General features: G+C 61.4%; 27 protein-coding genes, 1 tRNA gene and 1 riboswitch. Of the genes, 7 read left to right on the top strand and 21 right to left on the bottom strand.

Annotated features, from left to right (window positions below):
• Nucleotides 1-27 precede the first annotated feature (27 nt).
• The 4 genes from Q0718_RS03435 to Q0718_RS03420 all read left to right on the top strand — a co-directional run bounded on the left by Q0718_RS03435 (nt 28) and on the right by Q0718_RS03420 (nt 4,128).
• Entirely contained in the window at nt 28-1,179 is a 1,152-nt protein-coding gene (locus tag Q0718_RS03435) for a PAS domain-containing protein (protein WP_298913466.1), read from the top strand.
• Nucleotides 1,180-1,394: 215 nt separating this feature from the next.
• Entirely contained in the window at nt 1,395-1,991 is a 597-nt protein-coding gene (locus tag Q0718_RS03430) for a CarD family transcriptional regulator (RefSeq protein WP_298913464.1), read from the top strand.
• Nucleotides 1,992-2,482: 491 nt separating this feature from the next.
• On the top strand, nt 2,483-3,742 hold the full coding sequence (locus Q0718_RS03425; RefSeq protein WP_366523805.1) for a S41 family peptidase: 1,260 nt from the start codon (nt 2,483-2,485) through the stop codon (nt 3,740-3,742).
• A complete protein-coding gene (locus Q0718_RS03420; RefSeq protein WP_298913459.1) occupies nt 3,739-4,128 on the top strand; it encodes a hypothetical protein in 390 nt (129 codons plus the stop codon). Before Q0718_RS03425 ends, Q0718_RS03420 begins: the two co-directional genes overlap by 4 nt.
• On the opposite strand, the gene Q0718_RS03415 is transcribed toward Q0718_RS03420, so the two are convergent.
• On the bottom strand, nt 4,125-4,913 hold the full coding sequence (locus tag Q0718_RS03415; protein WP_298913457.1) for a thermonuclease family protein: 789 nt from the start codon (nt 4,911-4,913) through the stop codon (nt 4,125-4,127). The genes Q0718_RS03420 and Q0718_RS03415 overlap by 4 nt on opposite strands.
• An 81-nt stretch (nt 4,914-4,994) precedes the next feature.
• On the opposite strand from Q0718_RS03415, the gene Q0718_RS03410 reads away from it, so the two are divergent.
• From Q0718_RS03410 to Q0718_RS03400, 3 genes are all read left to right on the top strand, one after another.
• Nucleotides 4,995-5,071: transfer RNA gene (locus Q0718_RS03410), tRNA-Arg, on the top strand.
• A 76-nt stretch (nt 5,072-5,147) separates the two neighbouring features.
• The gene (locus Q0718_RS03405) at nt 5,148-7,058 is read left to right on the top strand and encodes a PhoX family phosphatase (protein ID WP_298913454.1); all 1,911 of its coding nucleotides are present in this window, start codon (nt 5,148-5,150) and stop codon (nt 7,056-7,058) included.
• Nucleotides 7,059-7,169: 111 nt separating this feature from the next.
• Entirely contained in the window at nt 7,170-7,574 is a 405-nt protein-coding gene (locus Q0718_RS03400) for a hypothetical protein (RefSeq protein WP_298913451.1), read from the top strand.
• On the opposite strand, the gene Q0718_RS03395 is transcribed toward Q0718_RS03400, so the two are convergent.
• From Q0718_RS03395 to Q0718_RS03300, 20 genes are all read right to left on the bottom strand, one after another.
• The gene (locus tag Q0718_RS03395) at nt 7,555-8,133 is read right to left on the bottom strand and encodes a cytochrome b (RefSeq protein ID WP_298913448.1); all 579 of its coding nucleotides are present in this window, start codon (nt 8,131-8,133) and stop codon (nt 7,555-7,557) included. The two genes, Q0718_RS03400 and Q0718_RS03395, sit on opposite strands and share 20 nt — an antisense overlap.
• Nucleotides 8,134-8,137: 4 nt before the next feature.
• Nucleotides 8,138-8,767 carry a YceI family protein gene (locus tag Q0718_RS03390; RefSeq protein WP_298913446.1) on the bottom strand — a complete coding sequence of 210 codons (630 nt, stop codon included), beginning with the start codon at nt 8,765-8,767 and terminating at the stop codon, nt 8,138-8,140.
• Nucleotides 8,768-8,794: 27 nt separating this feature from the next.
• Nucleotides 8,795-10,198, bottom strand: a complete 1,404-nt coding sequence (locus Q0718_RS03385) for a protein adenylyltransferase SelO family protein (RefSeq protein WP_298913443.1) — start codon at nt 10,196-10,198, stop codon at nt 8,795-8,797.
• Nucleotides 10,155-11,099, bottom strand: coding sequence for an alpha/beta hydrolase (locus Q0718_RS03380; RefSeq protein ID WP_298913440.1), 945 nt, complete (start codon nt 11,097-11,099; stop codon nt 10,155-10,157). The genes Q0718_RS03385 and Q0718_RS03380 overlap by 44 nt, the downstream gene beginning before the upstream one ends.
• 122 nt (nt 11,100-11,221) lie before the next feature.
• On the bottom strand, nt 11,222-11,782 hold the full coding sequence (locus Q0718_RS03375) for a DUF924 family protein (protein WP_298913437.1): 561 nt from the start codon (nt 11,780-11,782) through the stop codon (nt 11,222-11,224).
• Between the two features lie 2 nt (nt 11,783-11,784).
• Nucleotides 11,785-13,587, bottom strand: a complete 1,803-nt coding sequence (locus tag Q0718_RS03370) for a long-chain-acyl-CoA synthetase (RefSeq protein WP_298913434.1) — start codon at nt 13,585-13,587, stop codon at nt 11,785-11,787.
• Between the two features lie 94 nt (nt 13,588-13,681).
• Complete coding sequence (locus Q0718_RS03365) at nt 13,682-14,317, bottom strand: TetR/AcrR family transcriptional regulator (protein ID WP_298913432.1); 636 nt, start codon at nt 14,315-14,317, stop codon at nt 13,682-13,684.
• Nucleotides 14,318-14,443: 126 nt separating this feature from the next.
• Nucleotides 14,444-14,965, bottom strand: coding sequence for a phasin family protein (locus Q0718_RS03360; protein WP_298913429.1), 522 nt, complete (start codon nt 14,963-14,965; stop codon nt 14,444-14,446).
• Between the two features lie 18 nt (nt 14,966-14,983).
• Nucleotides 14,984-15,892, bottom strand: coding sequence for an alpha/beta fold hydrolase (locus Q0718_RS03355; protein WP_298913426.1), 909 nt, complete (start codon nt 15,890-15,892; stop codon nt 14,984-14,986).
• A 1,160-nt stretch (nt 15,893-17,052) separates the two neighbouring features.
• Nucleotides 17,053-18,633, bottom strand: coding sequence for a hypothetical protein (locus tag Q0718_RS03350; protein ID WP_298913423.1), 1,581 nt, complete (start codon nt 18,631-18,633; stop codon nt 17,053-17,055).
• A 37-nt stretch (nt 18,634-18,670) separates the two neighbouring features.
• Nucleotides 18,671-20,284: an aminomethyl-transferring glycine dehydrogenase subunit GcvPB gene (gene gcvPB / locus Q0718_RS03345; RefSeq protein WP_298913420.1), complete on the bottom strand. Its 1,614-nt coding sequence runs from the start codon at nt 20,282-20,284 to the stop codon at nt 18,671-18,673.
• The gene (locus Q0718_RS03340) at nt 20,281-20,724 is read right to left on the bottom strand and encodes a GNAT family N-acetyltransferase (protein ID WP_298913418.1); all 444 of its coding nucleotides are present in this window, start codon (nt 20,722-20,724) and stop codon (nt 20,281-20,283) included. Before Q0718_RS03340 ends, gcvPB begins: the two co-directional genes overlap by 4 nt.
• Nucleotides 20,721-22,067 (bottom strand): aminomethyl-transferring glycine dehydrogenase subunit GcvPA, encoded by a 1,347-nt coding sequence (gene gcvPA, locus Q0718_RS03335; RefSeq protein ID WP_298913416.1) that lies wholly within the window; start codon nt 22,065-22,067, stop codon nt 20,721-20,723. The genes Q0718_RS03340 and gcvPA overlap by 4 nt, the downstream gene beginning before the upstream one ends.
• A 213-nt stretch (nt 22,068-22,280) precedes the next feature.
• The gene (locus Q0718_RS03330; protein WP_298913414.1) at nt 22,281-22,451 is read right to left on the bottom strand and encodes a hypothetical protein; all 171 of its coding nucleotides are present in this window, start codon (nt 22,449-22,451) and stop codon (nt 22,281-22,283) included.
• Nucleotide 22,452: 1 nt separating this feature from the next.
• Nucleotides 22,453-22,686 carry a hypothetical protein gene (locus Q0718_RS03325; protein WP_298913412.1) on the bottom strand — a complete coding sequence of 78 codons (234 nt, stop codon included), beginning with the start codon at nt 22,684-22,686 and terminating at the stop codon, nt 22,453-22,455.
• Nucleotides 22,687-22,690: 4 nt separating this feature from the next.
• Nucleotides 22,691-22,924 (bottom strand): hypothetical protein, encoded by a 234-nt coding sequence (locus Q0718_RS03320; RefSeq protein ID WP_298913411.1) that lies wholly within the window; start codon nt 22,922-22,924, stop codon nt 22,691-22,693.
• Nucleotides 22,921-23,094 (bottom strand): hypothetical protein, encoded by a 174-nt coding sequence (locus Q0718_RS03315; protein WP_298913410.1) that lies wholly within the window; start codon nt 23,092-23,094, stop codon nt 22,921-22,923. The genes Q0718_RS03320 and Q0718_RS03315 overlap by 4 nt, the downstream gene beginning before the upstream one ends.
• A 2-nt stretch (nt 23,095-23,096) precedes the next feature.
• Nucleotides 23,097-23,465, bottom strand: a complete 369-nt coding sequence (gcvH, locus tag Q0718_RS03310) for a glycine cleavage system protein GcvH (RefSeq protein WP_298913409.1) — start codon at nt 23,463-23,465, stop codon at nt 23,097-23,099.
• 1 nt (nt 23,466) lies between these two features.
• Complete coding sequence (gene gcvT, locus Q0718_RS03305; RefSeq protein ID WP_298913406.1) at nt 23,467-24,615, bottom strand: glycine cleavage system aminomethyltransferase GcvT; 1,149 nt, start codon at nt 24,613-24,615, stop codon at nt 23,467-23,469.
• Between the two features lie 120 nt (nt 24,616-24,735).
• Nucleotides 24,736-24,833: riboswitch (glycine riboswitch) on the bottom strand.
• A 90-nt stretch (nt 24,834-24,923) separates the two neighbouring features.
• A complete protein-coding gene (locus Q0718_RS03300) occupies nt 24,924-26,351 on the bottom strand; it encodes a hypothetical protein (RefSeq protein WP_298913404.1) in 1,428 nt (475 codons plus the stop codon).
• Nucleotides 26,352-26,453 lie beyond the last annotated feature (102 nt).

The following is a 26,453-nucleotide window of genomic DNA, read 5'->3' as shown; positions in this document are numbered from 1 at the left end:
GACAGATGATCCGAACCAGGCGCGCTCATGAAACAACCAGATAACGATAAAGTCGTCCAAGCCACGCACCGCGAACTGGTCTCCGATTTTCCCCTGTCGATCGTCATCTCCAACCCGGCCTTGCCGGACAATCCGATCGTTTATGTCAATCGCGCTTTCGAAAAGACGACCGGCTATGCAGCAAGCTATGCCGTCGGGCGGAACTGCCGGTTCCTGCAAGGCGAGGATAAAGACCAGCCGGAGCTCGAGGAACTGCGCAAGGCCATCCAGGCCGGGGAGCCGGTCACGGTCGATCTGACCAATTACCGCTTGGACGGCACACCATTCAGGAACCGTCTCATGGTCACGCCGCTCCGCGCCTCGGAAGCGCAGATCGATAGCGACGTCTGGAGCGAATGGGACGATCCGCCCGAAAGCGGTGACATCTATGCCTTCATGGGCATTCAGTCGGTGATCGCTTCCGAAAGCCGGACCGTCGGGCAGCTCGAAGCCGTCCTGCAGGAAACGCAGCACCGGGTGAAAAACCATCTGTCCATGATCGCCGGTCTCATCCGGCTGCAGGGCAAACGCGCCAAGAACGGCGTGTCCGCCACGGACATGTTCAAGCAGCTGTCCAACCGGGTCGAGGCGCTGTCGTTGCTCTACGACGAGTTTTCGCAACCGCCGACGAACCGGGACTTCGATTACGACGTCGTCTCGGCCGGCGCCTATGTCAGCCGCGTCGTCGCGACCATCGCCTCGCTCGACGGCCGCACGGGTATCCGCGTCAATACGGATTGCGATCCGGTCTACATGCCCACGGAACGGGCCGCGCGGTTGGGATTGCTCACGTCGGAAATCATGTCCAACGTTCTCCAGCATGCGTTCGAGGGCCGCGAGGAAGGCATTCTCGAAGTCAGGCTGAAGGAACAGGGCGAAGACAATTTCAGGATGACTTTCTCCGATGACGGTGTCGGCATGGGCGACACGGACTGGCCGAACGAGGGCAATCTCGGCGCACGGCTGGTCCGCAACTTGGCGCGCTCGATCGACGCCAAACTGCATGTCATTTCGTCGGACAGGGGCACGGTCGTGACCATCGATTTCGTCAATTCGATGGGATCGGCCATAGACGAGACCGGGGACCGCAAACGCCTTTCCGAGAAAAGCGTCACGTCGCTCGGCCATATCGAGGGGTAGCCGTCGGAGGCCAGCCCCGGGCGGACTGCCTACGGAAGAGCGGCCTGCATACGGATTCGCATCCGTGACGTTTTTGTGTTATACTATCGTCATACACGGCGCCGAGCGTCTCTCCCGAACCTTTTGGCGGGGGCGCTCGCGCCGTTGTTTTTGGCGATCAACAGCCCGACGGACCGCAGCGCCGGACCGGGCAGCAAAACGAGGCTCCTCCCCTTATGGCGACGAAAAAGAAATCCAGAGCGAAGCAGAAACCCGTCAGTTTCAAGGTCGGACAGCACGTCATCTATCCGGCCCACGGCGTCGGCGAAGTGATCGGCATCGAACAGGAAGTGATCGCGGGCTTCGACATCGAAGTCTATGTGGTGAAGTTCGAGCAGGACAAGATGACCTTGCGCGTTCCCACGACCAAGGCCGGCAATTCCGGCATGCGCGCCCTGTCCAACGATCTGATCCTCAAGGATTCGTTCACCACGCTGAAGGGCCGCGCCCGCGTCAAGCGCACCATGTGGTCGCGCCGCGCGCAAGAATACGAAGCCAAGATCAATTCCGGCGATCTGATCCTGGTCTCCGAAGTCGTGCGCGACCTGCACCGCACCGAAGCCCAGCCGGAACAATCCTATTCCGAACGCCAGCTCTATGAGCGCGCGCTCGACCGCATGGTCCGGGAAGTCGCCGCCATCCGCAAAATCTCGCGCGACGCGGCCATGGACGACATTCTCGACACGCTGACCAAGGCCCGGTCGCGCCAGGAAGCCAAGGCCGCCAAGCAGGCCGAGGACAACGACAATGGCGAGAACGAAGCCGCAGCCTAGACCTTGGCGTCGCCTCACGAAACCTTCACATGTTATGAAACCTCCGCTTGTGCGGAGGTTTTTTCGTTATAAGGTCGTAAAAAAAGATAATGGGGAACGATATGGGAGGTATCATGAACTCGAAGCAGACATTGGTCACAGCCGCCTTGGCAGCCTGCACGCTTGCAGCGTGTGGCGGAGGAAATTCTCCGCCACCCGCAGCGGCTGTTCCACCGCCCGTTTTGACAACTCCGCCGCCGCCCCCGCCTCCGTCGACGGATAACACTTGGACGCAGGGACAGTTCGCGCCCGCGTCGTCGTTCAAGAATCAGTGCGCCTCCCCGCGAACCGGAACCGACCTTGCGGGAAGAGCCTTCCCCGACACGAAGGGCACGCTGTCCGACGAGCTGTTCTGGCTCCGCTCTTGGTCCAACGAAACATACCTTTGGTACAATGAAATCACGGACCAGAACCCGAATAATTTCAGCAGCACACAGACCTACTTCGACGAGTTGAAGACCAATGCCAAAACCGTCAATGGCAACGACAAGGACCAGTTCCACTTCACCCGCGATACGGCGGAAGACCTCAAGAACAGACTGACCGCGACAAGCGCCGGTTACGGGATCGCGCTCACTTTCATCCGGAGCGCGCCGCCGCGCGAAATCCGGATCGCCTATGTCGAACCGAACTCTCCTGCAGCGGCTGCGGGCCTCACGCGCGGTCTCAAGATCATCTCGGTCGATGGTGAAGATGTCGAAAACGGCACCAATGTCGCCAAATTGAACGGGGGTCTGTTCCCGGATGCGACGGGCGAAACGCATACTCTAGGGATTGAAGCTCTGGACGGTACGCAATCCACGGTATCGGTGACATCGGCCGAAGTCACACGGGCGCCTGTCAACGAGTCCAAGACCTTCGAACGAGGCGGCCGCAAATACGGCTATGTTCACTTCACCACCTTCGGTTCCGAACCGGCCGAAAAGGCGCTGTTCGATGCCTTCGCCGATCTTCAATCCCAGAACATCGACGACATCGTGCTCGACCTGCGTTACAATGGCGGCGGTTTTCTCGCGATCGCCTCACAGCTGTCCTACATGATCGCCGGTGCCGACCGGACGAACAACAAGACGTTCAGCGAGCAGGTGTTCAACAACAAGGCCAATGGCATCAATCCCGTTACGGGAGCCGTGCTCCGGCCCACGCCCTTCTACAAGACGGGCGTCGATTTCACCGTCGCAACGAGTGTCGATGCGCCGAGCGTGAACAAGCCGCGCGTTTTCGTATTGACGACGGGCCGGACCTGCTCTGCCTCGGAAGCCGTCATGAACGGATTGCGCGGGATCGATGTGGAAGTCATCCAGATCGGCACGCGAACCTGCGGCAAGCCGTTCGGTTTCTACGGGACGGACAATTGCGGCACGACCTACCACACGATCCAGTTCAAGAGCGTGAACGCCAAGGGTTTCGGCGAGTATGCGGATGGTTTCGCGCCGGGCCAGGTCATCAGCACGGCCGGCGATGTCATGCCGGGTTGCCAGGTCCCTGACGATTTCGGGAATGCGTTGGGCGATCCGAGCGAAGCTCTGCTGTCGTCCGCCGTGACCTATGCCGAAACGGGCGCCTGCCCGGCGAACACGGTGGCTGTTGCGTCCGCCAAGGCCGACACCTTTTCGTTCGCTTACGATCCGAAGCTCGATCTGCTGAAAGATCCACGCGTCCAGGCCATGGAAATGGACCGTGTCGCAATGGATTACGGATTGCCGGAGTGATCGTTCGGTCTTTCGCCATCGTCGCGGCCGCCATGACGGCATCCTGCACGACGGCGACAGCCGAGCCGGACAGTGTGCGTCCCGCCCGGCTTGTCCAGGATCCGGGCGGACAGTTCCGGGACTTCGTCAGGACCCATCTGTTCGACACGATCGGAGACGATTACATCGCCGATCCGGGGGAGCTCGCCCGGAATGGCCGCATGATCGCCAAGGATAGGGGTCGCGGCATAGTGACGGGTCAGCCCAAGCTCGTTCCGGATGTCACGTTCCGGCTGGAACTGGTTTCGATAGACGGCGCCGAGCATTGTCATCTGGTCGCTGACCAAGACGGCGTGCCGCCCCTGCGTCTGCCCGACACGTCGGACTGCGTTCCACTCGACCGCTAGCTCAGCACCTCGATCCGGGCCGGGTGACTGGCCCAGATCATGGGGCCGTTGATCAGCTCGACCCAACCGCGCACCCGGACCCGCGCGCCTTCGAGCGATACGGGATCGTAGGCGGTGAAGCGCTTGCGGTGCTTCTTGGCCACCGCAACCGTGAAATCCGTCCGGTAATCCGCGCCGAAATTCAGATAGGCGCGCCCGCGCACATCCGCCGTGCTCGTCACGATGCCTTCGACCAGTTGCAGACTGTCCACATGCTGGGCCAGCGCATTGGGCTCCGGGTCGCGAACGCCATAACTCGCATCGCTCCAGAGACCGCGGTCTCGCGCCCGCGCTTCCGTCTCGATACGGTAGAGAGGCGCGTGGTCGATATACTCGTCCGGCCAAGTATAGACGCGCGCCAAGCCCAGACGGACGAGTTCGGCCTGGACCCAAAGGTCTTCCGAGCCGTCAGCGCTCAGCGTATGCACCTGCGCCAACGCTCTGTCGTAACGATCCCGGCTATCGCCGCCATAGGACAGACGCACCCGCCGTCCGCGCAGCAGGCCCGCCAAGCCCTCATGCGCCTCCCGGCCCCAACTTTGCGCCCGGCGCGGCGCGGCGATCCCGGCCAGCTTCACGCGCAACCCGGAGTCCAGCGTGAACGTCTGACCGCTCGTGACGGCCGCGACGCGGCCGGTCTCTCCGGCCGTCAGGTCGGATGCGCGCATCGCCCCGGCAAGGGAGAGGGCCAAGGCTCCGCCGCCGATGATCCCGGCCCGGCGCGTGATATGAACGGGACGCCTCACAAGCCCGATGCTAGGCCGGACCGGACGCACTGTCGAATCCGTCTTGGCGCGGCTCGAACGCTTCGCTAACGGCAGGCAAGCGGTCCCGTAGCTCAGCAGGATAGAGCAACAGATTCCTAATCTGTAGGTCGCGCGTTCGAATCGCGCCGGGATCGCCAGTTTTTCTCAGCGTGCGTAATGAAACCGTTGCACGCCTCACATACACAGCCTCGACAACGTGAGAAGATCAGAGACATGAACGATTCCGAAAACATCACCAGCAATCCGCGGATGGCAACAGGAACGCCGTCCATCTCCGACATCGTCGATGCCCGGTTGAGCCGGCGCGGCCTGCTCGGCGGTCTGGCGGCCGTGTCGGCCCTAACGGTGACGGGTTGCGCGTCCGGCCTGCGGTCCCGGGATACGGAGGCGCCCGCCTTCACGTTCGCGGAAATCGAGCGCGGCATGGACGACACGCATCACGTGCCCGGCGGCTACAGAGCCGATGTGATGCTGCGCTGGGGCGATGCGCTGTTCGCCGACAGCCCGGCCTTCGATCCGAAAAACCAGTCCGAAGCCAGCCAGTTGCGGCAATTCGGCTACAATAACGACTATATTGGTTTCGTCGCCTTGCCGGATGCGGCGGACGGAACGAAGCGCGGCCTCCTCTGCGTCAACCACGAATATACGACGGGCCGGCTGATGTTCCCCGGTATAATGCAGGCCTATCCCGAATCCATGACCGAAGACCTGTGCCGGATCGAAATGGCGGCGCATGGAGGCACGGTCGTCGAGATCAGCGAAACGACAGCCGGATGGCAGCCGGTCGTGGGCAGCCGCTACAACCGCCGCATCACGGCCCACGCCACGCCGATGACCTTGACCGGCCCGGCGGCCGGGTCGCCGCGCCTCGTCACCACGGAAGATCCGACCGGCCGGACGGTGGCCGGCACCATGAACAACTGCGCCGGCGGCATCACGCCCTGGGGCACCTACCTGATGGCGGAAGAGAACTTCAACGGCAATTTCCTGGGCGACGTGCCCGCTGGGCATCCGGAAGCCGAAAACCACGACCGTTACGGCGTACCGGGCCGCCGCTACCAGTGGGGCCGGTTCGTCGACCGCTACGATGTCGGCCGGGAACCGAACGAGCCCAACCGTTTCGGCTGGGTGGTCGAAGTCGACCCGATGGACCCGGCATCGACACCGAAGAAGCGTACCGCGCTCGGCCGCTACAAGCATGAAGGCGCAGAAACGGTCGTCGCGCCTGACGGCCGGGTCGTCATCTATATGGGCGACGATCAGCGCTTCGATTACGTCTACAAATTCGTCACGCGCGACAGGCTCGACCCTGCCGACCGGAACGCCAATCGCGACATGCTGGATCACGGCACGCTTTACGTGGCCCGGTTCGATGCAAACGGTGTCATCCAATGGATGCCGCTGATCCACGGGCAAGGACCGCTGACGGCGGAAAACGGCTTCGCCTCCCAAGCCGATGTCCTGATCGAAACCCGCCGCGCCGCCGACCTGCTGGAAGCCACGCCGATGGACCGGCCCGAAGATGTCGAACCCGATCCGGCCTCCGGCTCCGTCTGGGTCATGCTGACCAACAATCACCGCCGCCAAGCGGACCAGGTCGGACCGGCCAATCCGCGCGCGGAAAACCGCACCGGTCACATCATAGAGATCAAAGAACCGGACGGCGATTTCGCGGCGACACAGTCTCGCTGGGAGATCCTGGTGCGCTGCGGCGATCCGTCGGATCCCTCCGTCGGCGCTGTCTGGAATCCGTTGACCAGCGAGAATGGCTGGTTCGGCAGCCCCGACAATTGCGCGGTCGATCCGTCCGGTCGCCTCTGGGTGGCCACCGACGGCAATGAACGGACGGGTGCCGCCGACGGCGTCTGGGCGATGGAAACGACTGGCGAGCGCCGCGGAACGGGCAAGGCTTTCTTCAGGGCGCCCATCGGCGCGGAAGTCTGCGGGCCGAAATTCGCCCCGGACGGGCGCACGCTGTTCGTCGCCGTGCAGCATCCAGGCGACGGCGAGGATGCGACATTCGAGAATCCGACGACTCGCTGGCCGGACTTTCAGTCCGATGTGCCGCCGCGCCCGTCCGTCATGGCGCTGAAACGCGCGGACAATGCCCCGATCGGGACCTGATCTGCATAAATATCGGGCGTTTACGGCCTCGCAGGTCGTCCGTTCATGTCAAATCCATTGACCTTCCGTTAACCTTGTCGTCACAGGGTTGTCACGGGGAGGGTCAAAATCATGGCAATCATACGCGTTCGTTCCATCAATCCGTTTCATCGGGAAGATTTCCTGTCGCGCGTCTATCGCGAAATGCGCGAATTCGGACCTTTGCTGAGAGGGTTTCCCATCGGCCGGTCCCTGTCGTGGCACGGCTTCCAGATCGCAGCCACCAAGGCGGATTTGGCCGAAATCTGCACATTGGCGCTCGATTTTCGCGAACCGCACATGCGGCCCGACCGGAAACGCTTCGCGGCTTTCCGCCTGTCGCTCGGCGCGCGCCTGTTGGAGCGCGACCTGCCGTTCACCCGCAAACAGCTCTGCGTGCTCGGCGATAGTCTGATCATGCAGCTCAGAACGGGAAACGACGCATTCCCGGTCGAACGGGTCAGCGAGATCATCAAAGTCAGGGTCGAGGCGCTTTAGCTGGAGACCGCCGCCACGACATGCGGCGGAGCAACCCGTCCCGGTCCACGAACTGGTGCTTCAAGGCCGCGCCGATGTGCAAGGCGATCAGGGCGATGAACAGGTAGGCGCCGATTTCGTGCAGGTCCTTGAAGAACGCCTCCGCCGCTTCCGACTCCCCGATCCCCGGCAAGTCCGGCAGCGGCACCAGCCAGAACAATAGGGTCGGCACCGGCAAGGTGGACGCACTGACCATGGCCCAGCCCAATAGCGGCATCGCGACGAGCAGCCCGTAGAACAGCCAATGCGTGGCATGGCTGATGCGTATCTGCCAGACCGGCATGGCGGTCGGAAGCGGCGGCGGGCGATGGCGCAACCGCCAGACCAGCCGCCCCAGCGATAGGACCAGCACGGCGATGCCGAAGCTCTTGTGCAGCTGATAGACGGCGAAACGGTTCGGCATCCACTCCTTCGTCATCAACAAGCCGAAAACGATTAGGCCGATCACCATCAGGGCGATCAGCCAATGCAGGGCGACCGCGACCCGCGTATAGCGGTCGGACGCGGCCGCCATTGCCATGGTTCTACTCGTCGGCTTTCTGGAATTCGACTTCCATGACGAGTTCGACTTCATCGCCGACGTTCGGTGCGTACTTGCCGACACCGTAGTCGGAACGCAGCAGGGTTCCCGTCCCGGAAATGCCGAACATGTCCTTGCCGTTCATGAAGTGCTTCCCGGCCTTGTTGATCCGGCCGTCGAAGGTGATCGGGCGGGTGATGTCCTTGATGGTCAGATCGCCCGTGATCGTGCCGGTCCCGTCGGGCGCGATATCCAGCGAAGTGCTGCGGAAGGTGATTTCGGGATAGGTTTCGACATCGAAGAAATCGTCGCTCTTCAGGTGATCGTCGAAGTCCAGAACCATGGAGTCGATGGAATCCACCGGAATGACGACGTTCAGCGTGGACTCTTCCAGGTTTTCCGGATCGAACTCGACGGTCGCGTCGAACTCGCTCCAGCGCAGGATCGGGCGGGAATAGCCCTGGTGATCGTAGGAGAACTGGATGTAGGCGTGCCCGTTGTCGTCCGTGTAGGTTCCGGCCGGGATGGTGGAGAAGTCGAATGTCTCAGGTGCAGCCGCATCGTCCGGTGTCTGCGCCTGCGCTCCGGCCGAGAGGGCGATCGCGAGGATTGCGGGAAGAAGCAGTTTTTTCATGGGAGGACTCCGAGTTCAGTTTGCCGTTCAGCCCTCTCCGTAGTCGTGTCTGTCGAAGCTTTCCAGTGTGTCGCGAAAAGTTGACCAATCGTCGCTTTCGGCGATCGGCGCCCAGAGCGCGCCGATTTCGTCGTAAAGCAGTGTCGCGGGCCGGTCGGTCGACGGGCGCGGGCCCGACGGCTCGAACTGCGCGTAGATCCGCTTCCATTCCGACCATCGGCCATCCGGATAATCCTGCAACGGCGCCGGCGATGCGCCGCCCGCCCAATCGTGGAAAAAGAACGGCCAATTGGCGCGGCTGTCCCGCAACGTGTCGAAAGTCAGTTTCACGAAGGCCGAGGCCCCGTCCGCTTGCCTCAGGCGCAAACGCCGGAACATGTGCCCGACAAGCGCGGCTTCATAAGTGTCCGCATAGGCCTGGAGCGCGGCGATCAGCACGTCGTCCTCCTCGATCAGGCTGAGGCTTTGCGCCAGCTGGCCGAGATTCCAGCCCATCGCCTCGGGTTGCCGTGCAAAGGCGTACAAACCGCCATGGTCGAAATAGGCGGCCGTGAAGGCCGGATCGTAATGAGGCAGGAAACGGTACGGGCCGAAGTCGAACACCTCGCCCGTCATGTTCATATTGTCCGTGTTCATCACGCCGTGGACGAAGCCTGCCGCCATCCAGCTGGCGACCAGGTCCGCGCTGCGCAGCGCGACCTCGCGCAGGAGATCGGCCGGACGCTGGATTTCCGGGTAGAAATGGCGGCGGCAATAGTCGACCAGCGCGTCCAGATTGTCGGTTCGTCCGAAAAAGGCCTGCCGCTGGAACGTGCCGAAGCGGATATGGCTGTGTTGCAACCGCGTCAGCACGGCGGACCGGGTCGGGGACGGTTCGTCATGGCGCTGCAGCGCCTCGCCCGTCTCGATCAGGCAGAAGGAGCGCGACGTGTTCACGCCCAGATGCTCCAAATAGCGCGTGGCGAGCACTTCCCTCACCCCGCCAAGGAGGGTCAGCCGTCCATCGCCGCGGCGTGAAAAAGGCGTCTGGCCGGAGCCTTTCGTGCCGAAGTCGAGCAATCGTCCCGCCGCGTCCCGGCATTGCGCGTAGAGAAAACCGCGCCCGTCTCCGATTTCGGGATTGTAGCTGCGGAACTGGTGTCCGTGATAGCGTAGAGCCAGCGGATCCGGCAGCGAGTCTTCGAATGGCTCGAATTCGGCGAAGCGCCGGATCCAGTCCACGTCTTGCAACCCGATCGCCCGTGCGCTGTGATCGTCCGCATAGCGAAGCGCTGCCTGCGGAAACTCGGCCGGAGCGACCGGATCGTAGAAATCCGCGCCCAGTTCGAGAATCGCCTTGTCGGGGCGGAAGTCTATGGCCGCGCCTCCGCACCGTGCAGACGGTCGATCACGGACGCGACGTGGATTGCGGCAGGGACGGGAATTGCGCACGGAGGAACTCCGCCGCCTCGATCGGCAGGGTCTGCGCCTTCGGGAAAGCCTTGGCGAAGTTCAGAAAGCCGTGCGGCATGGTCTTTTCGTACCAGTGTTGGACCGTCACGCCCGCCTCTTCCATCTTGTCCGCGTAGAGCTTTCCTTCGTCGCGCAACGGATCGAGCCCACAGGTCAGGACGAAGGCAGGTGGCAGGCCATCCAGATCCTTCTCGAAGAGAGGCGAGACTTTCGGGTTCATCGGATCCGCCCCGCAGACATAATGGTCCTGGATGTATTTCAGCGCCACGGTTCCGATGTTGAGCCAATCCTGCGGTCCGGGATTGGCCGGCTTGACGTCCTTGAGCTGCATCAGTGGGTAGAACAGCAGCTGCGCCTTGATGCGGTCGCGATAGACCTGGGACAGCCAAGCCGTGATGTTGGCGCCCGCACTGTCACCCGCCAGCGCCAGCTGACCGGCGTCGATGCCGCGCGGTTCGCCCTGCCCCGACAATGCCCAGTCGAGCACCGTCTTCACATCGTCCGGCGCGGCCGGGAACGGATGCTCCGGCGCGAGCCTGTACTCGACCGACAGCACCCGGCAGAGCGACGCATTCGCCAAGCGGCGGATGATGCCTTCATGCGTTTCCGTATCGCAGGTCACGAACCCGCCGCCATGAGCGTAGATGAGGGTCGGTCCGACATCCGGCAGAGGTCCGAAAGGTACGAAAAGCTGCACTTTCACGCCGTCCACGGCGAAACTCTCGGTCATCCGCACTTCCGGTCCGGGTGAGTCGAAGCGCCGCGTCATGCGGCGGAAATTGTCCTGGAACCTATCCAGGAACTGATCGTCCGGAGTCAGCTTGGAGACCTGTTCGGAAATCGTTTCCGACAGCGACACAATGAGGGTTTTCGGCGTCATACCGTATCATGATAGCGTCTCGGCGCACCGGGCGTAAGTCGCGGAACCATGATATTGCAGAGATTTGACGCGGCGCGTCGATTTTCATCGCGGCTAGGTGGATTTTCATCGCGGCTAGGGCGTCAGGACGGGTCGTAGCCTCCGCTTGCGAGGAATTCGACTTCTTCTTCCGTGCTGTCGCGTCCCAACACCGAATTGCGGTGCGGAAACCGGCCGAACCGTTCGATCACGTCGCGGTGCGCCTTGGCATGGCGCAGCGTGCTGCCACCGTCGTTCAGGCGCGAGCCCGTCAGTTCCACGCAGCGGTTCTGCGCCGCCAGGTCTTCGGCATGCATGAAGGGCATGTAGAGGAACTTGCGTCGGTCCGGGTCGTCCAGTTCGAGATCGAAGCCCCGGTCCACGGCCCTCTCCGCCACGCCCAGATTGTGACGGTCCCACGCAAACGCCTGGCGCGTGCCGCGATACATGTTGCGTGGAAACTGGTCGAGCGCGATGGCAAGAGCCAGTGCGCTCTCCGCCTCCTCTTCCCATTCCGGATACGGGAACGGTCCCTTGGCAAGAGTTCGCGCTGTATCCTCGAACAGCTGCAGGATGCGGGCGTCGAAGTCGGGCGTACTGTCAAACCAGCGAGGGCGAGCCGAGTCGGAAAACCAGACGTCAAGAATGTCCTGAGGAGTCTTCATCCTCACAGCCGGATCGCTCCGCTGTTGATCTTCTCGAACGTTTCCGCATCGACCCGCTCGTAGGCCCCGGTCTGCGGGTCGCAATAATAGACCGGTTCGCTGATCCGGTTCGGGTCGAACCCCGCCTTGACCAGGTTCGTCTTCTTGAACTTGAAGGTCGAGGTCGTCTCGGACTCGTCGCTCAAGCGCAGAAAGACCGGGCGTGCATAGTGCGGCAGCTCGGTGTCGAGATAGGCCTTCAGCTTTTCCAAATCCGGCGGCGTGTCTGAGACGAGGGCCGCCATGCCGGCGCGCCCGTCATAGCCCGGCACTTCGACGCCGTACACGTTGGCCTGCGTCACGCCCTCGAATCCGGACAGCACGCCCGCCACCTCGTTGGTGGCGACGTTTTCGGCCTTCCAGCGGAACGTGTCGCCGACCCGGTCGATGAAATAGTAATAGCCGTGGCCGTCGCGCTTCATCAGGTCGCCCGTGCGGAACCAGGCGTCGCCCGGCTTGAACACGTCACGCAGGATCTTCTTCTGCGTCGCTTCCTTGGTCTGGTAGCCGTCGAAGCGGAACCGCGGATCGTCTTCGCGGATCTCCCCGATCACTTCGCCCACCTCGTCGTCATCGGCGCGGAGTGCGAAGCCGTCGGACCCGCGCGGGTTCTCGCCCGTTTCGACATCGTAGCGGATGATGTCGATGTTGAATTTCCATTTCAGATAGGACGGCACCCGGCCGACCGCGCCGACGGGACCGTCCAGATTGATCAGGCTGACATTGCCTTCGGTCGCGCCGTAGAATTCGATGACGTGCGGAATGTTGAAGCGCGCCGTGAAACTCTCCCACACTTCCGGACGCAGGCCGTTGCCGATGATCCACTCGATCTTGTGATCGCGCTCCAGCGGGTGCGGCGGCGTCGAGAGCAGGAAGCGGCACAGTTCGCCCACATAGGTGAACATGGTCGCCCCGTACTGCACCGCATCGTCCCAGAAGGTCGAGGCGCTGAATTTCGGGCGGATGATGCAGGCTCCGCCATTGGAGAAAACCGAGCCCATGCCGACCAGCCCGCCCGTCGCGTGATAGAGCGGCAGAACCAGAAGCATCCTGTCCTTCGGCCCGGCCTTCGCGCCCGCGCCGAGACCGCGCATGTAGTTCTGCGCTCGCACATGCGTGACCTTGGCCGCCTTGGGCAGGCCCGTCGTGCCCGAGGTGAACATCTTCATGCCCTGGCCTCCGGCGGTCAGGCCTTCCCGCACGGCTTTGGGCGGGCGGTTTGGAACGATGTCGGACAGGGCGGCGTCGAAGCTCTTCATCTTGCGCTTATGGCCTTTGGGGACCTCGCCGAAAGCGGCCCATTCGGTCAGCCCGTCATCCAGATGCTCGCGCGCGCTCTTCCAGCTGTCGATGAGGTCGACATCGACCACGACGTGGCTGGCGTCGCTGATATTGACGCAATGAGCCAATGCCTGCCCCGCCAGTTGGAAGTTGATCAGGGCCGGAATGACGCCCCGCTTGGACAGCCCGAACCAGAGCGCGACATATTCCAGCCGGTTGCGCACGAAAACCGCGACCGTGTCCCCCTTGACGACGCCGAGGCTTTCGCACCATCCGGCGACCCGGTTGGCGTAATCCTCCGTCTGGTCGTATGTCCATTCGCGCTCGTCCTCGATGAAGGCGATGTTGGGACCGAACGCATCGACGCGCATTTCCAGCTCGTCGGCCAGCAGGTGGTTCGACGCCGCGTCCACGTCCTTGACCGATTTCAGCATGCGCAACATGCCCGACAGGTAACCGGCTTCGCGCTTGAAGGTGGACAGCATATGATTTCCCGAACTGGCTCTTTTTCTCGCTCGCGTCCTTAGGGCAACATGGCGCAAATCGGAAGCCAAACCGGATCACGGATCGGTCAGCGCATCATTCGCCGTCCACCACCTCGCGCAGCAATTCGGCGAAGCCTTCGCCATGCGCCCAGTAGGGCGTGATCATGGCCAGGCTCTGATAGACGCCGCGGTCGATCAGGGCCTTGGTCGGCACGTCGCCCTCGCGCAGCTGATGGTATTGGAGCCAGAATGTGAAATGCTGCGCCAGCCGCGCGGACAGGGCTGCCTTTTCGCCTTCGCCGAAGTCAAGATGCCCGTCCTCTTCCAGATCGGACAGCAGCGAAAACGCCGTACGTTCCTTCAGCGTCAGCAGGCTGGAGAAGGGCCCGCGCAGCTCCGGCACGCGCTCGACCAATTCGGCCGGGTTGCGGTAGAAGAAGCGGAAATCCCAGATCTCCTCGAAGATGATGTAGAGATAGACCCAATTGTCCTGCAGAGCGAGCGGCTCGTTGATCGGCGCGCTCAGCACCTGGCGCAGCTCGACCTCGAAATCCGCGAACAGCTCGCGGATGATCGGATCCTTGCCCTTGTAGTGATAATAGAGATTGCCGGGCGAAATTCCGATGACCGAGGCGATATCGACGGAGGACACGGTCTGCTCGCCCTCATTGTTGAACAGCGCTTGCGCCGTGCGCAGAATGGTCTTCTTGGTCTCGGAACGCTCGGTCATGAGACCCTGCCCTCGGACCCGACTACATCCGTCACTCCGGGCTCGACCCGGGGTCCGTCTCCCGACCGTGCTGCCAAGACCGGTCCTCCCGTCATGGATCCCGGGTCGAACCCGGGATGAGGCTTTCTACTTCTTCGCCGCGGGTTTCTTCGCGGCGGGCTTCTTCGCAGCGGGTTTCTTAGCCGGTGCTTTTTTCGTCCGAGTCGTGGTCGTGCGCTTCGCCGCAGGCTTTTTCGGCGCCTCTTGCGCCTTCAGCAGCTTGTCCAGCTTCGCCTCGATCGCGTCCAGGCGCGTTTCGATGACGTCGTGGCGATCCTCGGCATTGCCGGACAGCCGTTCGCGCATCGCCGCGATCCTCTCGTCGATCGCCAGGGTGGATTGCAGCTCTTCGGTCAGACCGGACGCCCGGCCGGCCAGCTTCGCGCCCTGCACCTTGGCGGCGGTCTCGATCTTCTCGCCTTTCTCGGCCAGCGTTTCGAACGTGTCCGACGTCCTGTCGGACAGATTTTCCGATAAGCCGCGCACCATGTCGCGCCCTTCCTCGAACGCCTTGCCGTAGGCGCCGATCCCCGCCAGCCAGATGCGGCGCGCCATGTCGGATGTCTTGCGGGACGCCTTGTTGTCGTCGGTTTTCTTGTCGTCTGACATGGTCGGGGCTCCTTCGGGTTAGGCGACGGCGGAATGCCGATCGTTGGCGTGAATGAAACTGGCGGCGACGGACGGCACTTCGGCCGGTTCCGCATGCGGCACCGGCATGTCCGGTTCGCCGAAGAAATCGCGGATCAGCGCCACCGTTTCGTCGCGGCGCGTCAGCAGGAACAGATGCCCCGCATCCGGCAGGATCTCCAGCCGCGAGCGGCGGTAGACGGCGTGCAGGATGCGGCCGTTGATCGGCGGCACGATATGGTCGTTGCCGCCCATGATGATCAGCGTGCGCGCCCGGATGCGGCGCGCGAAGAGAAGCGAACTCCAGCCCGCCATGGCGCCGAGCTGGTACAGATAGCCCTTGATCGAAGGCGGCACCATGTTGACCGCGAAGTCGCCGGCTTTGTCGGACGCGTCACCGTAGAGCGTTTCGAAGTTCTTGGCCAGGAAGTCGCGGTCGATATAGCGCTTCGGGCTCATCATCTTGGACAGCGCCTTCGGATTGCCCGGCACCATCGTCCAGCCCGGCGATGTCGCACACAGGATCAGGCGGCGCGTCATCGACTTGTTCTGCCAGGCGAATTGCTGCGCCGGCCCACCGCCCCAGGACACGCCCAGCACATCCACGCGGTGATAGCCGTTGTCGCGCAAGATCCGCTTGGCCGCCTTGGCCACCCACCAGGGACGATAAGGCAGTTTCGGATCGGGCGAACCGCCCACGCCCGGCATGTCGAAGGTGATGATGTCGCGGCCGGTAAACGTGTCGGCGAAGAGCTGCGCGATTTCGAGGTTCGCCCCGATGCCGTTGAAGAACAGCAACGGCGTGCGCTTGCCGAATCCCTTGTCCGTGCCGGTCCAGATAGCGGTGCGAAGCTGCTGGTTGCCGATCTTCGAAAAGAAGATGCGCGGCAGGTTGGGCTGGAAACTCATGTTTTGGTCTTTCCCGGCCGGACGTCTCGTCCGGCCGTCTCCCCCGCGGTCGTAGGTCTTGCGCCCCGATCCGTCTCTCACAGGTGACAGTATTGCGTTAACCGAGGTTTGCAAAAGGTTAAATCCCGGCAGACGCCGAAGATCATATGGGCGAAACGATCGCATAACGGACCGGATATGGGGACCGGCACTAGAATTTGCGACCTAATGGCCATGCCGGAAGTCCAAACCGGGCCTTCGGAACCCGGAAAACGGTGCCCCTGCCGCTTCGCCCAGATGGCTGGACCCCCCATACTCGCCGCCTCACTCTTCCGGTCCCGGCATTGATCGAGCCCCCTATAAACCCGATCCTCGGCACTCCTCGAGTTCCACACATACCCGTCCCCGCACATGTTGCCGGGGTCTGGCCTCTTCTGGGTCCATAAGCCGCCGTCATTCCGCTTACCCTCGTCTTGTGGAAAAGCCCGACAACAGACCCGGCAACACGTGCCGGGACGGTTCTTTTAGTAATGTCTGTCTTCTCCACACCTCATCCCGGGCTCGACCCGGGATCCATCTCCTGCGGGTCGGGCTGGCCTCGACAGTTGGGTGATGGACCCCGGACTAGGTCCGGAGTGAGAGTTGGGATTATAGGGTTGGAATTGATAATCGCGCACGCCTGTCCGTGCGACTGAGCGGCCCGGCTCTCCAAGGGCAGCGCATCTCAATGGAAGATGCACGAGACGCGGGCTTTCATCCCTCGATGGATGAAAGAAAAACACATCAATTTACGACGGACGAAAGCCTGCGCGTCGGGTCGCGGATGCGGTCGCCCGCAAAGGTCGCGTCCGGTCTGGCCGGGCGGGGGCGGGGGTTTGCTCTCCACACTGAAGGTCGGTCGATCAGTACATTGCATAAATATCGTTTAGCCATCTAGAGAGTTTGTCACGACGCTCCTGCGAGCCTCGAGTCAGGCTGCTGCCAACCTACCCGCCTGCCGGACCTTCCGGAAAAAAAACCCCCACTCCCACCACGGTCATGCAACCACCTCGTGACCGGCAATGGAATGGGGCGAAGAATTACAATATTTGAAAGAGTGAAAACATTTTCGAAAATTGCGCTTTTGCTGAAATTAAAACTGTCGAATGAAAGCGAACAACAGTCAACTTATGGCAATACAATCAAGAGTCAGCAATCATTCTAATTTTCCAATTTACATAGGACGCCAACCAGAAATCAAAACGGCTTCCTAACTCACCTTCAACATAGGATCGAGCATTCTGCGACTTGACTTTGAGCTCAGACATACTCACTCGTTCTCCATGAGTACCACTAGGAGTGCTATTCCAATTTGCAGTAACGAAAGCGCGATAGAGAAAATCAATAGCAAACTGTGACGTGCCGCCGAAAGCGTTTCCTTCAGAAAACATGATAGGATCGACACTCCCTTCTGCATGACCAAAATACATGCCGAAGTCTATCGATTGTGGATTATCTTCGACAACGAACGGAGACTTAAAATATGCCATGGAGGCTCTAAGGCTCCATTTTAGCTGGCTAGACGACAGAGGGAAATTCGTGAGTTGAGACGGGGATGCAGCATTCAACCATTTCTCAAAGATCAACAGTGCGTCAGTTGTGAGCACATGATAACCCATACTTTGGCGACATTTTTTTGCATCACTCGGTCCAGATAAAGCTGACCAGTTTACACTGTGCGCCCACCCTCCGAAAACGTGCAAATAATCTTTAGTGCCGATACCTTTAATTCTTTTCTCTGTGCAAATTTGACGGGAATCAGCAAGCGACTGGGCAGAGAGAATGTTTCGAAAGACACCATCAACATGAGAGGGAAGAGGTAAAACTTTTAACTCGTCCGCAATAACCATAGCGCTGATATATTGCGCATGCATGTTCGCATATATTTTTTGAGTTTGATCAGGGGCGACGGCGGCACTAGCAATAATAGTTTTGGCGTGGTCAGATTTCCCGACATGCTGCAAAACATTTGCAAGGTAGGTGCGGTAAATAGTCTTGGGTCTATATTTGTAGTACTCATAAATACCTCTTACGACAAGGTGTGCCGTCATGAATTCAGACGAGCCAAAACATGTATAATATTCTGTCTTGTGGAAATCTGAGCTGTAATTACTCATGAGCCAGTCTACCGCGGCCTCAAGCTCAGCTACATAAACATTATTAGTTGTTTCAAACGGTATGGCATCTAACAACTGCGCGGCACGGAACAACGCTTCGCCGGTCTTCCGATAGCTCACAAAGTCTTGAGTGACGTTGCAAGCCCCAGAAACAGGACCAGGTCTACGATTACGTCTCAGCTCCTTAATAGACGAATTGACAATATTATAGAAATCCGCCTTTGTATAATCAGAGTCAAAAACAATCCCTTTAACTACCGCGTAGCAGTGATTGTACAAAACCAGGCATACGGAGCCGTCCGGCCGATCCTCAACAGTAAATCGAGCGCCCCAAATCGAGACGACTTTCGAGCTTAGCACCTCGAAATTTGTGTTTGGATAGGCAACTGCTTTCACAGAGCCCATTAGCTTCACATGATTCTCGCCCCCGGAGAGACCCATAATAATTTGATCACCAGCATCAAAAGCCGCCGCATAATCGTCAACAAATTCGGCAATTATAAAATTACCTGCTGCAAATTCTGACAGGTAATTAGAAGCATTTTTCGCGTAGGTATTAATTGAGATCAGAAGATATGAAAGCGCAATTAGTATTTTTTTAAACATATTTCAACCATATCACACAAAGTGTAAAACTAGAAGATCAAAAGCTAATCAACTTAAGATCTTCGTTTGTCTTTATCCATCGCAAAACCGGCTTCCGTGCTGCCTGCGTTTCGTCCAGCCGACGCATTGGCGCATAGACTGGCGCCTGTTTGAACATATCCGTGTCGCCCGTCTCTCTCGCTTCTTGGGCGCGCTCCGCCAGATGCCGCACGCTCCCGATGAAGCGGTCCAGCTCCTGCTTGCTCTCGCTCTCGGTCGGCTCGATCAGCATAGCGCCGTGGACGACGAGGGGGAAGTACATGGTCATAGGGTGGTAGCCTTCGTCGATCATGGCTTTCGCGAAGTCGATTGTCTCCACGCCCGTGTCCTTGAGGAAGCGGTCGTCGAACAGGGCTTCGTGCATGCAGACGCCGCCAAAGGCCGGGGTCATGACGTCGGACAGGCTCGCCTGGACATAGTTGGCATTGAGCACCGCGTCCTCGGTCGCCTGTTTGAGGCCGTCGGCGCCGTGGCTCATCATGTAGGTCAGGGCGCGGGTGTACATGCCCATCTGGCCGTGGAAGGCGCACATGCGGCCGAAGGACTTGTCGTCGGCATTCTCCACGAGCGTGAAGCTCTCGCCGTCCTTCACGACGTAAGGCAAGGGCGCGTAATCCATAAGCGCCTCGGACAGCACGGTCGGGCCGGAGCCGGGGCCGCCGCCGCCATGCGGGGTAGAGAAGGTCTTGTGCAGGTTGATGTGCATGGCGTCCACGCCCAGATCGCCCGGGCGTACCCGGCCGACCAGCGCGTTGAAGTTCGCCCCGTCGCAATAGAAATAGCCGCCTGCCGCGTGGATGGCGTCCGCGATCTCGATGATGTCGCGTTCGAACAGGCCGCACGTGTTGGGGTTGGTCAGCATGATGCCGGCCACGTCGTCCGGATTGCTGTCGATGCGGGCCTTGAGCGCGTCCAGATCGACGCGGCCGTTCCCGCTGGCCGGGATCTGGTCCACGGTGAAGCCGCACTGCACAGCGGTCGCCGGGTTGGTGCCGTGGGCGGACTCGGGCACCAGCACGCGGGTGCGCTGCGTCTGACCATCGGCGAGCAGGCGCGCGCGGATCGCCATCATGCCGCACAGCTCGCCGTGGGCTCCGGCTTTCGGCGTCAGCGCGACGGCGGGCATGTTGCACAGCGTCATCAGCCAGTGGGACAGCTCGGACATGAGCTCCAGCGCGCCCTGCACGGTGGAAACGGGCTGCAGCGGATGCACGTCCGCAAAGCCCGGCATGCGCGCGACTTTCTCGTTCAAGCGCGGATTGTGCTTCATCGTGCAGGAACCGAGCGGATAGACGCCGAGGTCGATGGCGTAATTCTTCTGAGACAGCCGCACATAATGGCGCATGGTTTCCGGCTCGGACAGGCCGGGTAGACCGATGGGGGCCTTGCGCGCGTGGGTGCCGAGGCGGCTCTTGCCACCTTTAGGTTCCGGCAAGTCCACACCTGTCGTCTCCAGATCGCCAATTTCGAAGATCAGCTTCGCCTGCTGGTCCAGCGCGTAGGAGCCGGACGCGGTGACGGGCGCGACAGAGGCGGCGTTCTTAACGGGGCGGGTGGGTCGGCCTTGGTTGTTCAGCGCGGAGCGGAGTTGCGTGTTCACGGGGTCGGTCATTCGGAAAGCTCCAAGACGTGACGATATTGAACATAGTCGCGGAGATCGGCGACACTGTCGTAGAGTTTGCGGGCCGGGTTATCGCTGCCGGTGACCCAATGGACACAGCTTAATTTCCGCTCGTGAGCAAAGGCGATCACGGCATTGATAAGCGCGCGTCCAATCGACCTTCCCCGAAAATCAGGCGAAACGAACAAATCCTCCAGATAGACTTGGCCATTTTTGGAGAATGAGGACAGGTGAACCAGAGCATGCGCAAACCCAACAATTTTACCATCATGCTCATACACAGTTCCGTAAAGCGGTACGGACGGATCCAATAGGCGGGTCCACGTCAATTCACTTTGCTCGCGGCTCAGCTCCGCCTCATAAAAAGCCTGATAACCTTCCCAAAGACTGCTCCAGTCCGGACGGTCTTTTGCGTGAATGGGCCGTATCACGCTAACACCTCAGCAAGCGTCATCTCAAACGCTTCAAAATCATGCTCGTCATTCGTCTCCGTCGCGCAGACCAGCAGCAGGTGCTCGTCCCCATCCGGCTGGATCCGCGTGAGTGGGACGCCGCCGAGGATGCCCTTGTCGGCCAGCGCGTCCACGACATCCGCTGCAGGCCTGTTCAGCCGCAGGGTGAATTCGTTGAAGAAGGTGTCATTGACCAACTCCACACCGTCGATGGCTTCCAACCGCTCCGCCAGATCGCAGGCCGCTTCGTGGTTCAGCGCGGCCAGCCGCGTGATCCCGGCTTCGCCGAGCAGCGTCATGTGTATCGTAAACGCCAGCGCGCAGAGGCCGCTATTCGTGCAGATGTTCGACGTCGCCTTCTCGCGGCGGATGTGCTGCTCGCGCGTCGACAGCGTCAGGACGAAACCGCGTTCGCCGTTCGCATCGACCGTTTCGCCGCAGACGCGGCCCGGCATCTGCCGCACCAGCTTCTGGGTGCAGGCGAACAGGCCGACGTGAGGTCCGCCGAAGTTCAGGCCGACACCCAACCCCTGTCCTTCGCCGACCACGATGTCCGCGCCTTGCTCTCCCGGAGGGGTGATGGCGGCCAGCGCGACGGGTTCCGTGAACACGGCGATGAGGAGCGCGCCCGCTTCGTGCGCGGCGTCGGCGATGGGTTGCAGGTCCACGATCTCGCCGAAGACGTTGGGCGACTGCACGACGACGCAGGCCGTGTCGCCGTCGAGGTGGCTGATGACATTGTCGTCGCGGCCGGGGCGGCAGTCGCGTTCGTTGATCTCGATGCCCAGCGTGCTGGCCAGCGTCTGCGTCGCGGCCGCGTAGTGCGGGTGCAGACCGGGCGCGAGGACGGCCTTGGCCTTCTTCCCGCGCGCGACGCGGTGCGCCATAACCACGGCTTCGGCGCAGGCGGTGGAGCCGTCATACATGGACGCGTTGGCCACATCCATGCCGGTCAGGGCGGCAACCTGGCTCTGGAATTCGAATAGGCTCATTAGCGTGCCCTGGCTGACTTCGGGCTGATAGGGCGTGTAGGCGGTGAGGAATTCGGAGCGTTGGATCAGATGGTCCACGGTCGCCGGAATGTGGTGGCGATAGGCGCCCGCGCCGCAGAAGAACGGGACAGACCCGGCGGAAACCGACTTGGCTGACAACTTCGCCATGTGGCGTTCCACCGATTGTTCGGAGGCGTGTTGGGGCAGGTCGACGAGATCGGACAGGCGCGCCGATTTCGGCACGTCCTCGAACAGGGCGTCGACCGAGGCCACGCCGATCACATCCAGCATCTGGGTGCGGTCGGACTCAGAGAGGGGAAGATAACGCATCGGGTTAGCCTTTCCAGGGAAGAGCCGCACGCGCGGCGGCGATCATTTCGGAGCCTGGGGCTCCGCACGGCCCGCCCCGCAGGGCAGCGATTACACCGGACCTGCCCTTCGACATAGCCGCGCCGATCAGCACGGGCCAACGTGTCGCAGTGATGGACACGGCCCGGAGCAGGGCGACGGGGCGCAGGCCGAAGAAGATAGGCGGGAATCTGGTCATTTCGGTTTTTCCGGCGTCAACGCATAGGCGAAGATGAGGCCGAACGGGATCCCGAAAGCCGGAAACAGGGCCAGATCGTCCAGGGCCATCGCGATGGGCAGACCCAATGGCAGGCCGATCGCGAAACCGACCGCCGAAAATTGAGGTTTTGTCGGCTCGTCCGCCATGTCAGAGCCACTCCCCGTCGCGGCGCGGGCGGGTCCAGCCCAGCCGTTTGACAAGCCAAAGCACGAGGAGCATCGCCGCCGCCCCGATCAGCCCGCCCAGCAGCATATCGAGCCAGGCGGACTTCACCAGGTCCAGCCTGACGACGAGGCCCAGGATCACGAAGAAGGCGATGAGGATCAGCCCGCCACCCTTGGCGTCGGGCACGTCGTCGCGGAATGGGACAAGCCGTTTCATAGTCTCAACTCATCCGTCTGCGGCGACGCGCGAGGGCAGCGGATACGGCCATGACGATCCAGACGGTGAACAGGGTGCCGAGAGCGAAGGCGGCGGCCTCCTGAAGCCACCCCGCCGTCCCGCCAAGCCCTTCGGTGAAACCGTCCAAGCTTCCGTGGAATGCCGAGATCGCCAGAGGCGCGAGCAAGGCCACAGCGCAAGCCCCGGCCCAGCCGATCCTGTGCGCGCGCAGGCTCACTCTTCGCCACCCTCGCCGTCCGCCTTGGCGTCTCGGATCAGGAGCAGGAAGGTGGCGACGCTCGCCAGAGCACCGAAGACGAGCGAGTCGAAGACAAGCCAGACGAAGCTCCCGGCACAGATGGCCAGGGCGATGTGCGACCCGTCGGCGGAAAAACGCTCCTCGGACAAGGCTAGAGCCCGTCGCAATAGGTCTTGTACGCCGCCTCGTCCATCAACGCATCGAGCTGGGCGGCGTCCGCGACCGTCATCTTCACGAACCAACCTTCGCCTGTGGCCGAGGCGTTGACCGTTTCCGGCGCGCCTTCGAGCGTGTCGTTCACGGCGGTCACTTCGCCGGAAACAGGCGCGTAGACTTCGGACGCCGCCTTGACGGACTCGACCACGGCCAGTTCTCCGCCGGCATCCACCTCGTCGCCGACCTGCGGCAGTTCCACGAAGACGACGTCGCCGAGCTGTTTTTGTGCGTAATCGCTAATACCGACCGTGGCGGTGTCGCCCTCGACCTTGATCCACTCATGGTCCTTGGAAAATTTGAGCATTCTACTCTCCCCTGAAATAGTTGTTCGGAACGAACGGCAGTTTGACGACCGTCGCCGGGTTCGTCTTGCCGCGGATCATCAGATTGACGGACGTGCCAGGTTTATTGTGCGGGACGTCGACATAACCCATGGCGACCGGCCCGCCGACGCTGGGGCCGAAACCGCCGGATGTGACTTCGCCGATGCGGTTGCCGTCTTCATCTTGAATTTCCGTATGCGCGCGGGCCGGGGCGCGTCCTTCGGGCTTGAGGCCGACAAGGCGGCGCGTCTTCGTCTTCAGGTCGCCCGCCACGCGGTGCGCGCCCTTATAGCCTTCGCCCGTGCGGCGATGCTTCTGCACCGACCAGATCAGGCCCGCTTCTATGGGGCTGGTCGTGGTGTCGATATCGTTGCCATAGAGACATAGCCCGGCTTCCATGCGCAAGCTGTCGCGCGCGCCCAGACCGATGGGCTTGACGTCCGGATGGCTCAGCAGCTGTCCGACCAGGCGCTTCATGTCGTCATGCTTGGCGCTGATCTCGACGCCGTCCTCGCCCGTATAGCCGGAACGCGAGACGTGGGCGAAGATCGGCCCGTCATCGAGCATCAGTTCGAATTCTCCGTGGGTCATAAAGGTCAGCTTCCCGACCAGCGGGTTCATGGCGCTGACGATCTCCACCGCTTTCGGCCCTTGCAGCGCGACGAGGGAGAGCATGTCGTCCTTGACCGACAGGGTCACATCATCCGGCAGATGCGTGTCCAGATGCGCATAGTCGGCCGTCTTGCAGCCTGCATTCACGACCAGATAGAGCATGTGTTCGTGGCCCGGCATGTCGATGCGGCTGACCATCAGGTCGTCCAGGATGCCGCCATCGTCGTCCAGCAGCTGCGTGTATCGCTGTTGCCCCGGTTGAATATCCGTGATCGACGCGGGCACCAGCGCTTCGAGCGCGGTCGCTGCCGTTTCCCACGTGCCGTCCTGCGCCGTGATGAAACACTGGCCCATATGGCCGACATCGAACAGTCCGGCGGCCGCGCGCGTGTGCAGGTGCTCCTTCATGACGCCCATCGGGTATTGCACCGGCATGTCGTAACCCGCGAACGGCACCATCTTGGCACCCAGATCGACATGCAGATCGTGCAACGCGGTTGTCTTGAGCGTATCGGTCATATTCGCACATCCAGCTTGCGGGTCGCGCCCGCGAATGTGCCACCTGCTGTCTCCGAGGGCCTGAGAGATTTACTCCGTCGGCGGACGCGTTTCACCAACCGCGCCTCTTTCCAGCGATTTGACCGGCCCGTGGTCCGGGGTGCCTGAGCGTTTAGCGGCGGCGCTTGCGCCTTCGGCGGCGCGGGACGGGTCCTCGCGCTCTCTCCCACGGGTCGGGATTGGCAGGCAGATGCGACGGATCAGAGGCGGAGTCAATCGGCTGCAATGTGGAAGGGGGTTCGCGAATCAGGAAAGTTCTGGGAAAACGGTTATTTGTCGGACAGGGTATCTCGGGCCGGACTTGGCCTGCCGGCTTGCTTCCACCATTCGTCGACAAGTGGCTGCAGTTCTATATAGTCGGGACGCTCGGCATCGGCATTGATCCGCTCAGAGAGTTTCTCGGCTTGCTCTGCACCGAAGTCCCCAAAGACCGATCGCAGCGTGTCACCCCCATAAGGCTTGCCGTCCTGCAATTTGGATAGATAGGCGTTCCAAACCGCATACAGGTCGGCCCCCTCGGCGACCGCCGAGAGCATGACGGCCATACCGCAGAAATAGTGAAGATCGAATCGGCCTTCTTCCACGGCGCGGTGCAATGGCATGTCGGCCAGACCTTCTGCACAGCTTTTCAGTCGGGTGTCCGTCTCGGCCATTAGCCCGGCGTCGGACAGCTCACCGAGGTCGCGTAGCACAACAAGCGCCAGCGCGTCGGCGCCCCCTTCATGGATCCAGCTATCGTCGGGCTCGCGCTCCACTCCGTCCACTCGCTGGTAGAGATGTGCGGCCTCATGGGCGAAGAATACAGGCAGGAATCGCTTGTGGTCCTCTCCCCACTCCTCGACGGGAAGCGCCCAGAAATTTCCCATGAGATGCATGAATATCTGATCGGGAAGCGTTCCGCCCTGCACCGAAAAGGAGATTTGGCCCTCCGGCAGCATCGGAGGGGGCTCGATGGAGACGAAGAGCTGGGGTTTGACAGGCAGCGCGCCGAACCGTGCAGAATAGGCCGTGATCAATTGCGGAAGCAGTCTGGATAGGGGCACCGACACAGAAGGCGGCAATGCCGGATCGATCACGCCGATCACCTGCTCGGTTTCCACAGGAACCGCCTTGCCGAGATAGACCATCTGACCGTCTTGCCGGTCCACCCAATTCGCAACCTCGGCATGGACGACTTCGCCGTCCACGATCGCATGGGAGCCGTCCGGAACAATCAGACTCATATGCTGGCTCCAGCCTGTATCGTCTTCGGGACATGTATTGGGACAGGCCTGGAATCGACCACTGTGGATGAGCAGCCCCGCATCGCTGAAGGGTGAGAAAGGCGCGTAGTCCTTGGGCAGGTTTCTGTAGACGGCCGGAACGACGAGACGGACGTCCGAGAACGGTTTGCCGTCGACGCGACTCAGGACGTCAGTCCCTGCATCGCTATCGTGAATGAGAGCGAAGCCGTCGGGTGTTTCCCAATCCTCGGATCGCGCGGGACCGGCGACACGGCGGAAATCGATCCGTGAGACAGGCTGTGCAGCGCGGTAGTCTACCCGGACGGTCTCGCCATCGGGCAAGAGGCTCACCGCGAGTTCGGGTATCACGGGCGTTTCGTGGGCCAGTACGTTATCTTTGACATCAATCGACGCGCCACACCCTGTTATAAGAGACGCAGCGAAGAACATGGTGGTCAAGACACGAACCGTCATGACGAAAGCTATTCATGGGAAGAACGGCCAGTCAAGGGAAGACCGGCCAGTGGAGCGACCCGGTCCGCATGTCCAAATACGATCGCTTATCGATAAACTCTT

The organism is uncultured Algimonas sp. (assembly GCF_947498175.1).
GTDB lineage: Bacteria > Pseudomonadota > Alphaproteobacteria > Caulobacterales > Maricaulaceae > Litorimonas.
Note: the sequence above shows the minus strand (reverse complement) of the source record. Positions and strands in the feature narration are given on the sequence as shown.

Excerpts from the sequence above, each read along its gene's own strand:
- Q0718_RS03435 (WP_298913466.1), top strand. The coding sequence starts at position 28 with ATGAAACAACCAGATAACGATAAAGTCGTCCAAGCCACGCACCGCGAA.
- Q0718_RS03300 (WP_298913404.1), bottom strand. The coding sequence starts at position 26,351 with ATGACGGTTCGTGTCTTGACCACCATGTTCTTCGCTGCGTCTCTTATA.
- Q0718_RS03405 (WP_298913454.1), top strand. The coding sequence starts at position 5,148 with ATGAACGATTCCGAAAACATCACCAGCAATCCGCGGATGGCAACAGGA.
- Q0718_RS03390 (WP_298913446.1), bottom strand. The coding sequence starts at position 8,767 with ATGAAAAAACTGCTTCTTCCCGCAATCCTCGCGATCGCCCTCTCGGCC.
- Q0718_RS03355 (WP_298913426.1), bottom strand. The coding sequence starts at position 15,892 with ATGAGTTTCCAGCCCAACCTGCCGCGCATCTTCTTTTCGAAGATCGGC.
- Q0718_RS03375 (WP_298913437.1), bottom strand. The coding sequence starts at position 11,782 with ATGAAGACTCCTCAGGACATTCTTGACGTCTGGTTTTCCGACTCGGCT.
- Q0718_RS03325 (WP_298913412.1), bottom strand. The coding sequence starts at position 22,686 with ATGAAACGGCTTGTCCCATTCCGCGACGACGTGCCCGACGCCAAGGGT.
- Q0718_RS03330 (WP_298913414.1), bottom strand. The coding sequence starts at position 22,451 with ATGGCGGACGAGCCGACAAAACCTCAATTTTCGGCGGTCGGTTTCGCG.
- Q0718_RS03365 (WP_298913432.1), bottom strand. The coding sequence starts at position 14,317 with ATGACCGAGCGTTCCGAGACCAAGAAGACCATTCTGCGCACGGCGCAA.
- gcvT (WP_298913406.1), bottom strand. The coding sequence starts at position 24,615 with ATGACCGATACGCTCAAGACAACCGCGTTGCACGATCTGCATGTCGAT.
- gcvH (WP_298913409.1), bottom strand. The coding sequence starts at position 23,465 with ATGCTCAAATTTTCCAAGGACCATGAGTGGATCAAGGTCGAGGGCGAC.
- Q0718_RS03430 (WP_298913464.1), top strand. The coding sequence starts at position 1,395 with ATGGCGACGAAAAAGAAATCCAGAGCGAAGCAGAAACCCGTCAGTTTC.
- gcvPA (WP_298913416.1), bottom strand. The coding sequence starts at position 22,067 with ATGCGTTATCTTCCCCTCTCTGAGTCCGACCGCACCCAGATGCTGGAT.
- Q0718_RS03350 (WP_298913423.1), bottom strand. The coding sequence starts at position 18,633 with ATGTTTAAAAAAATACTAATTGCGCTTTCATATCTTCTGATCTCAATT.
- Q0718_RS03370 (WP_298913434.1), bottom strand. The coding sequence starts at position 13,587 with ATGCTGTCCACCTTCAAGCGCGAAGCCGGTTACCTGTCGGGCATGTTG.
- Q0718_RS03395 (WP_298913448.1), bottom strand. The coding sequence starts at position 8,133 with ATGGCAATGGCGGCCGCGTCCGACCGCTATACGCGGGTCGCGGTCGCC.
- gcvPB (WP_298913420.1), bottom strand. The coding sequence starts at position 20,284 with ATGACCGACCCCGTGAACACGCAACTCCGCTCCGCGCTGAACAACCAA.
- Q0718_RS03360 (WP_298913429.1), bottom strand. The coding sequence starts at position 14,965 with ATGTCAGACGACAAGAAAACCGACGACAACAAGGCGTCCCGCAAGACA.
- Q0718_RS03380 (WP_298913440.1), bottom strand. The coding sequence starts at position 11,099 with ATGACGCCGAAAACCCTCATTGTGTCGCTGTCGGAAACGATTTCCGAA.
- Q0718_RS03400 (WP_298913451.1), top strand. The coding sequence starts at position 7,170 with ATGGCAATCATACGCGTTCGTTCCATCAATCCGTTTCATCGGGAAGAT.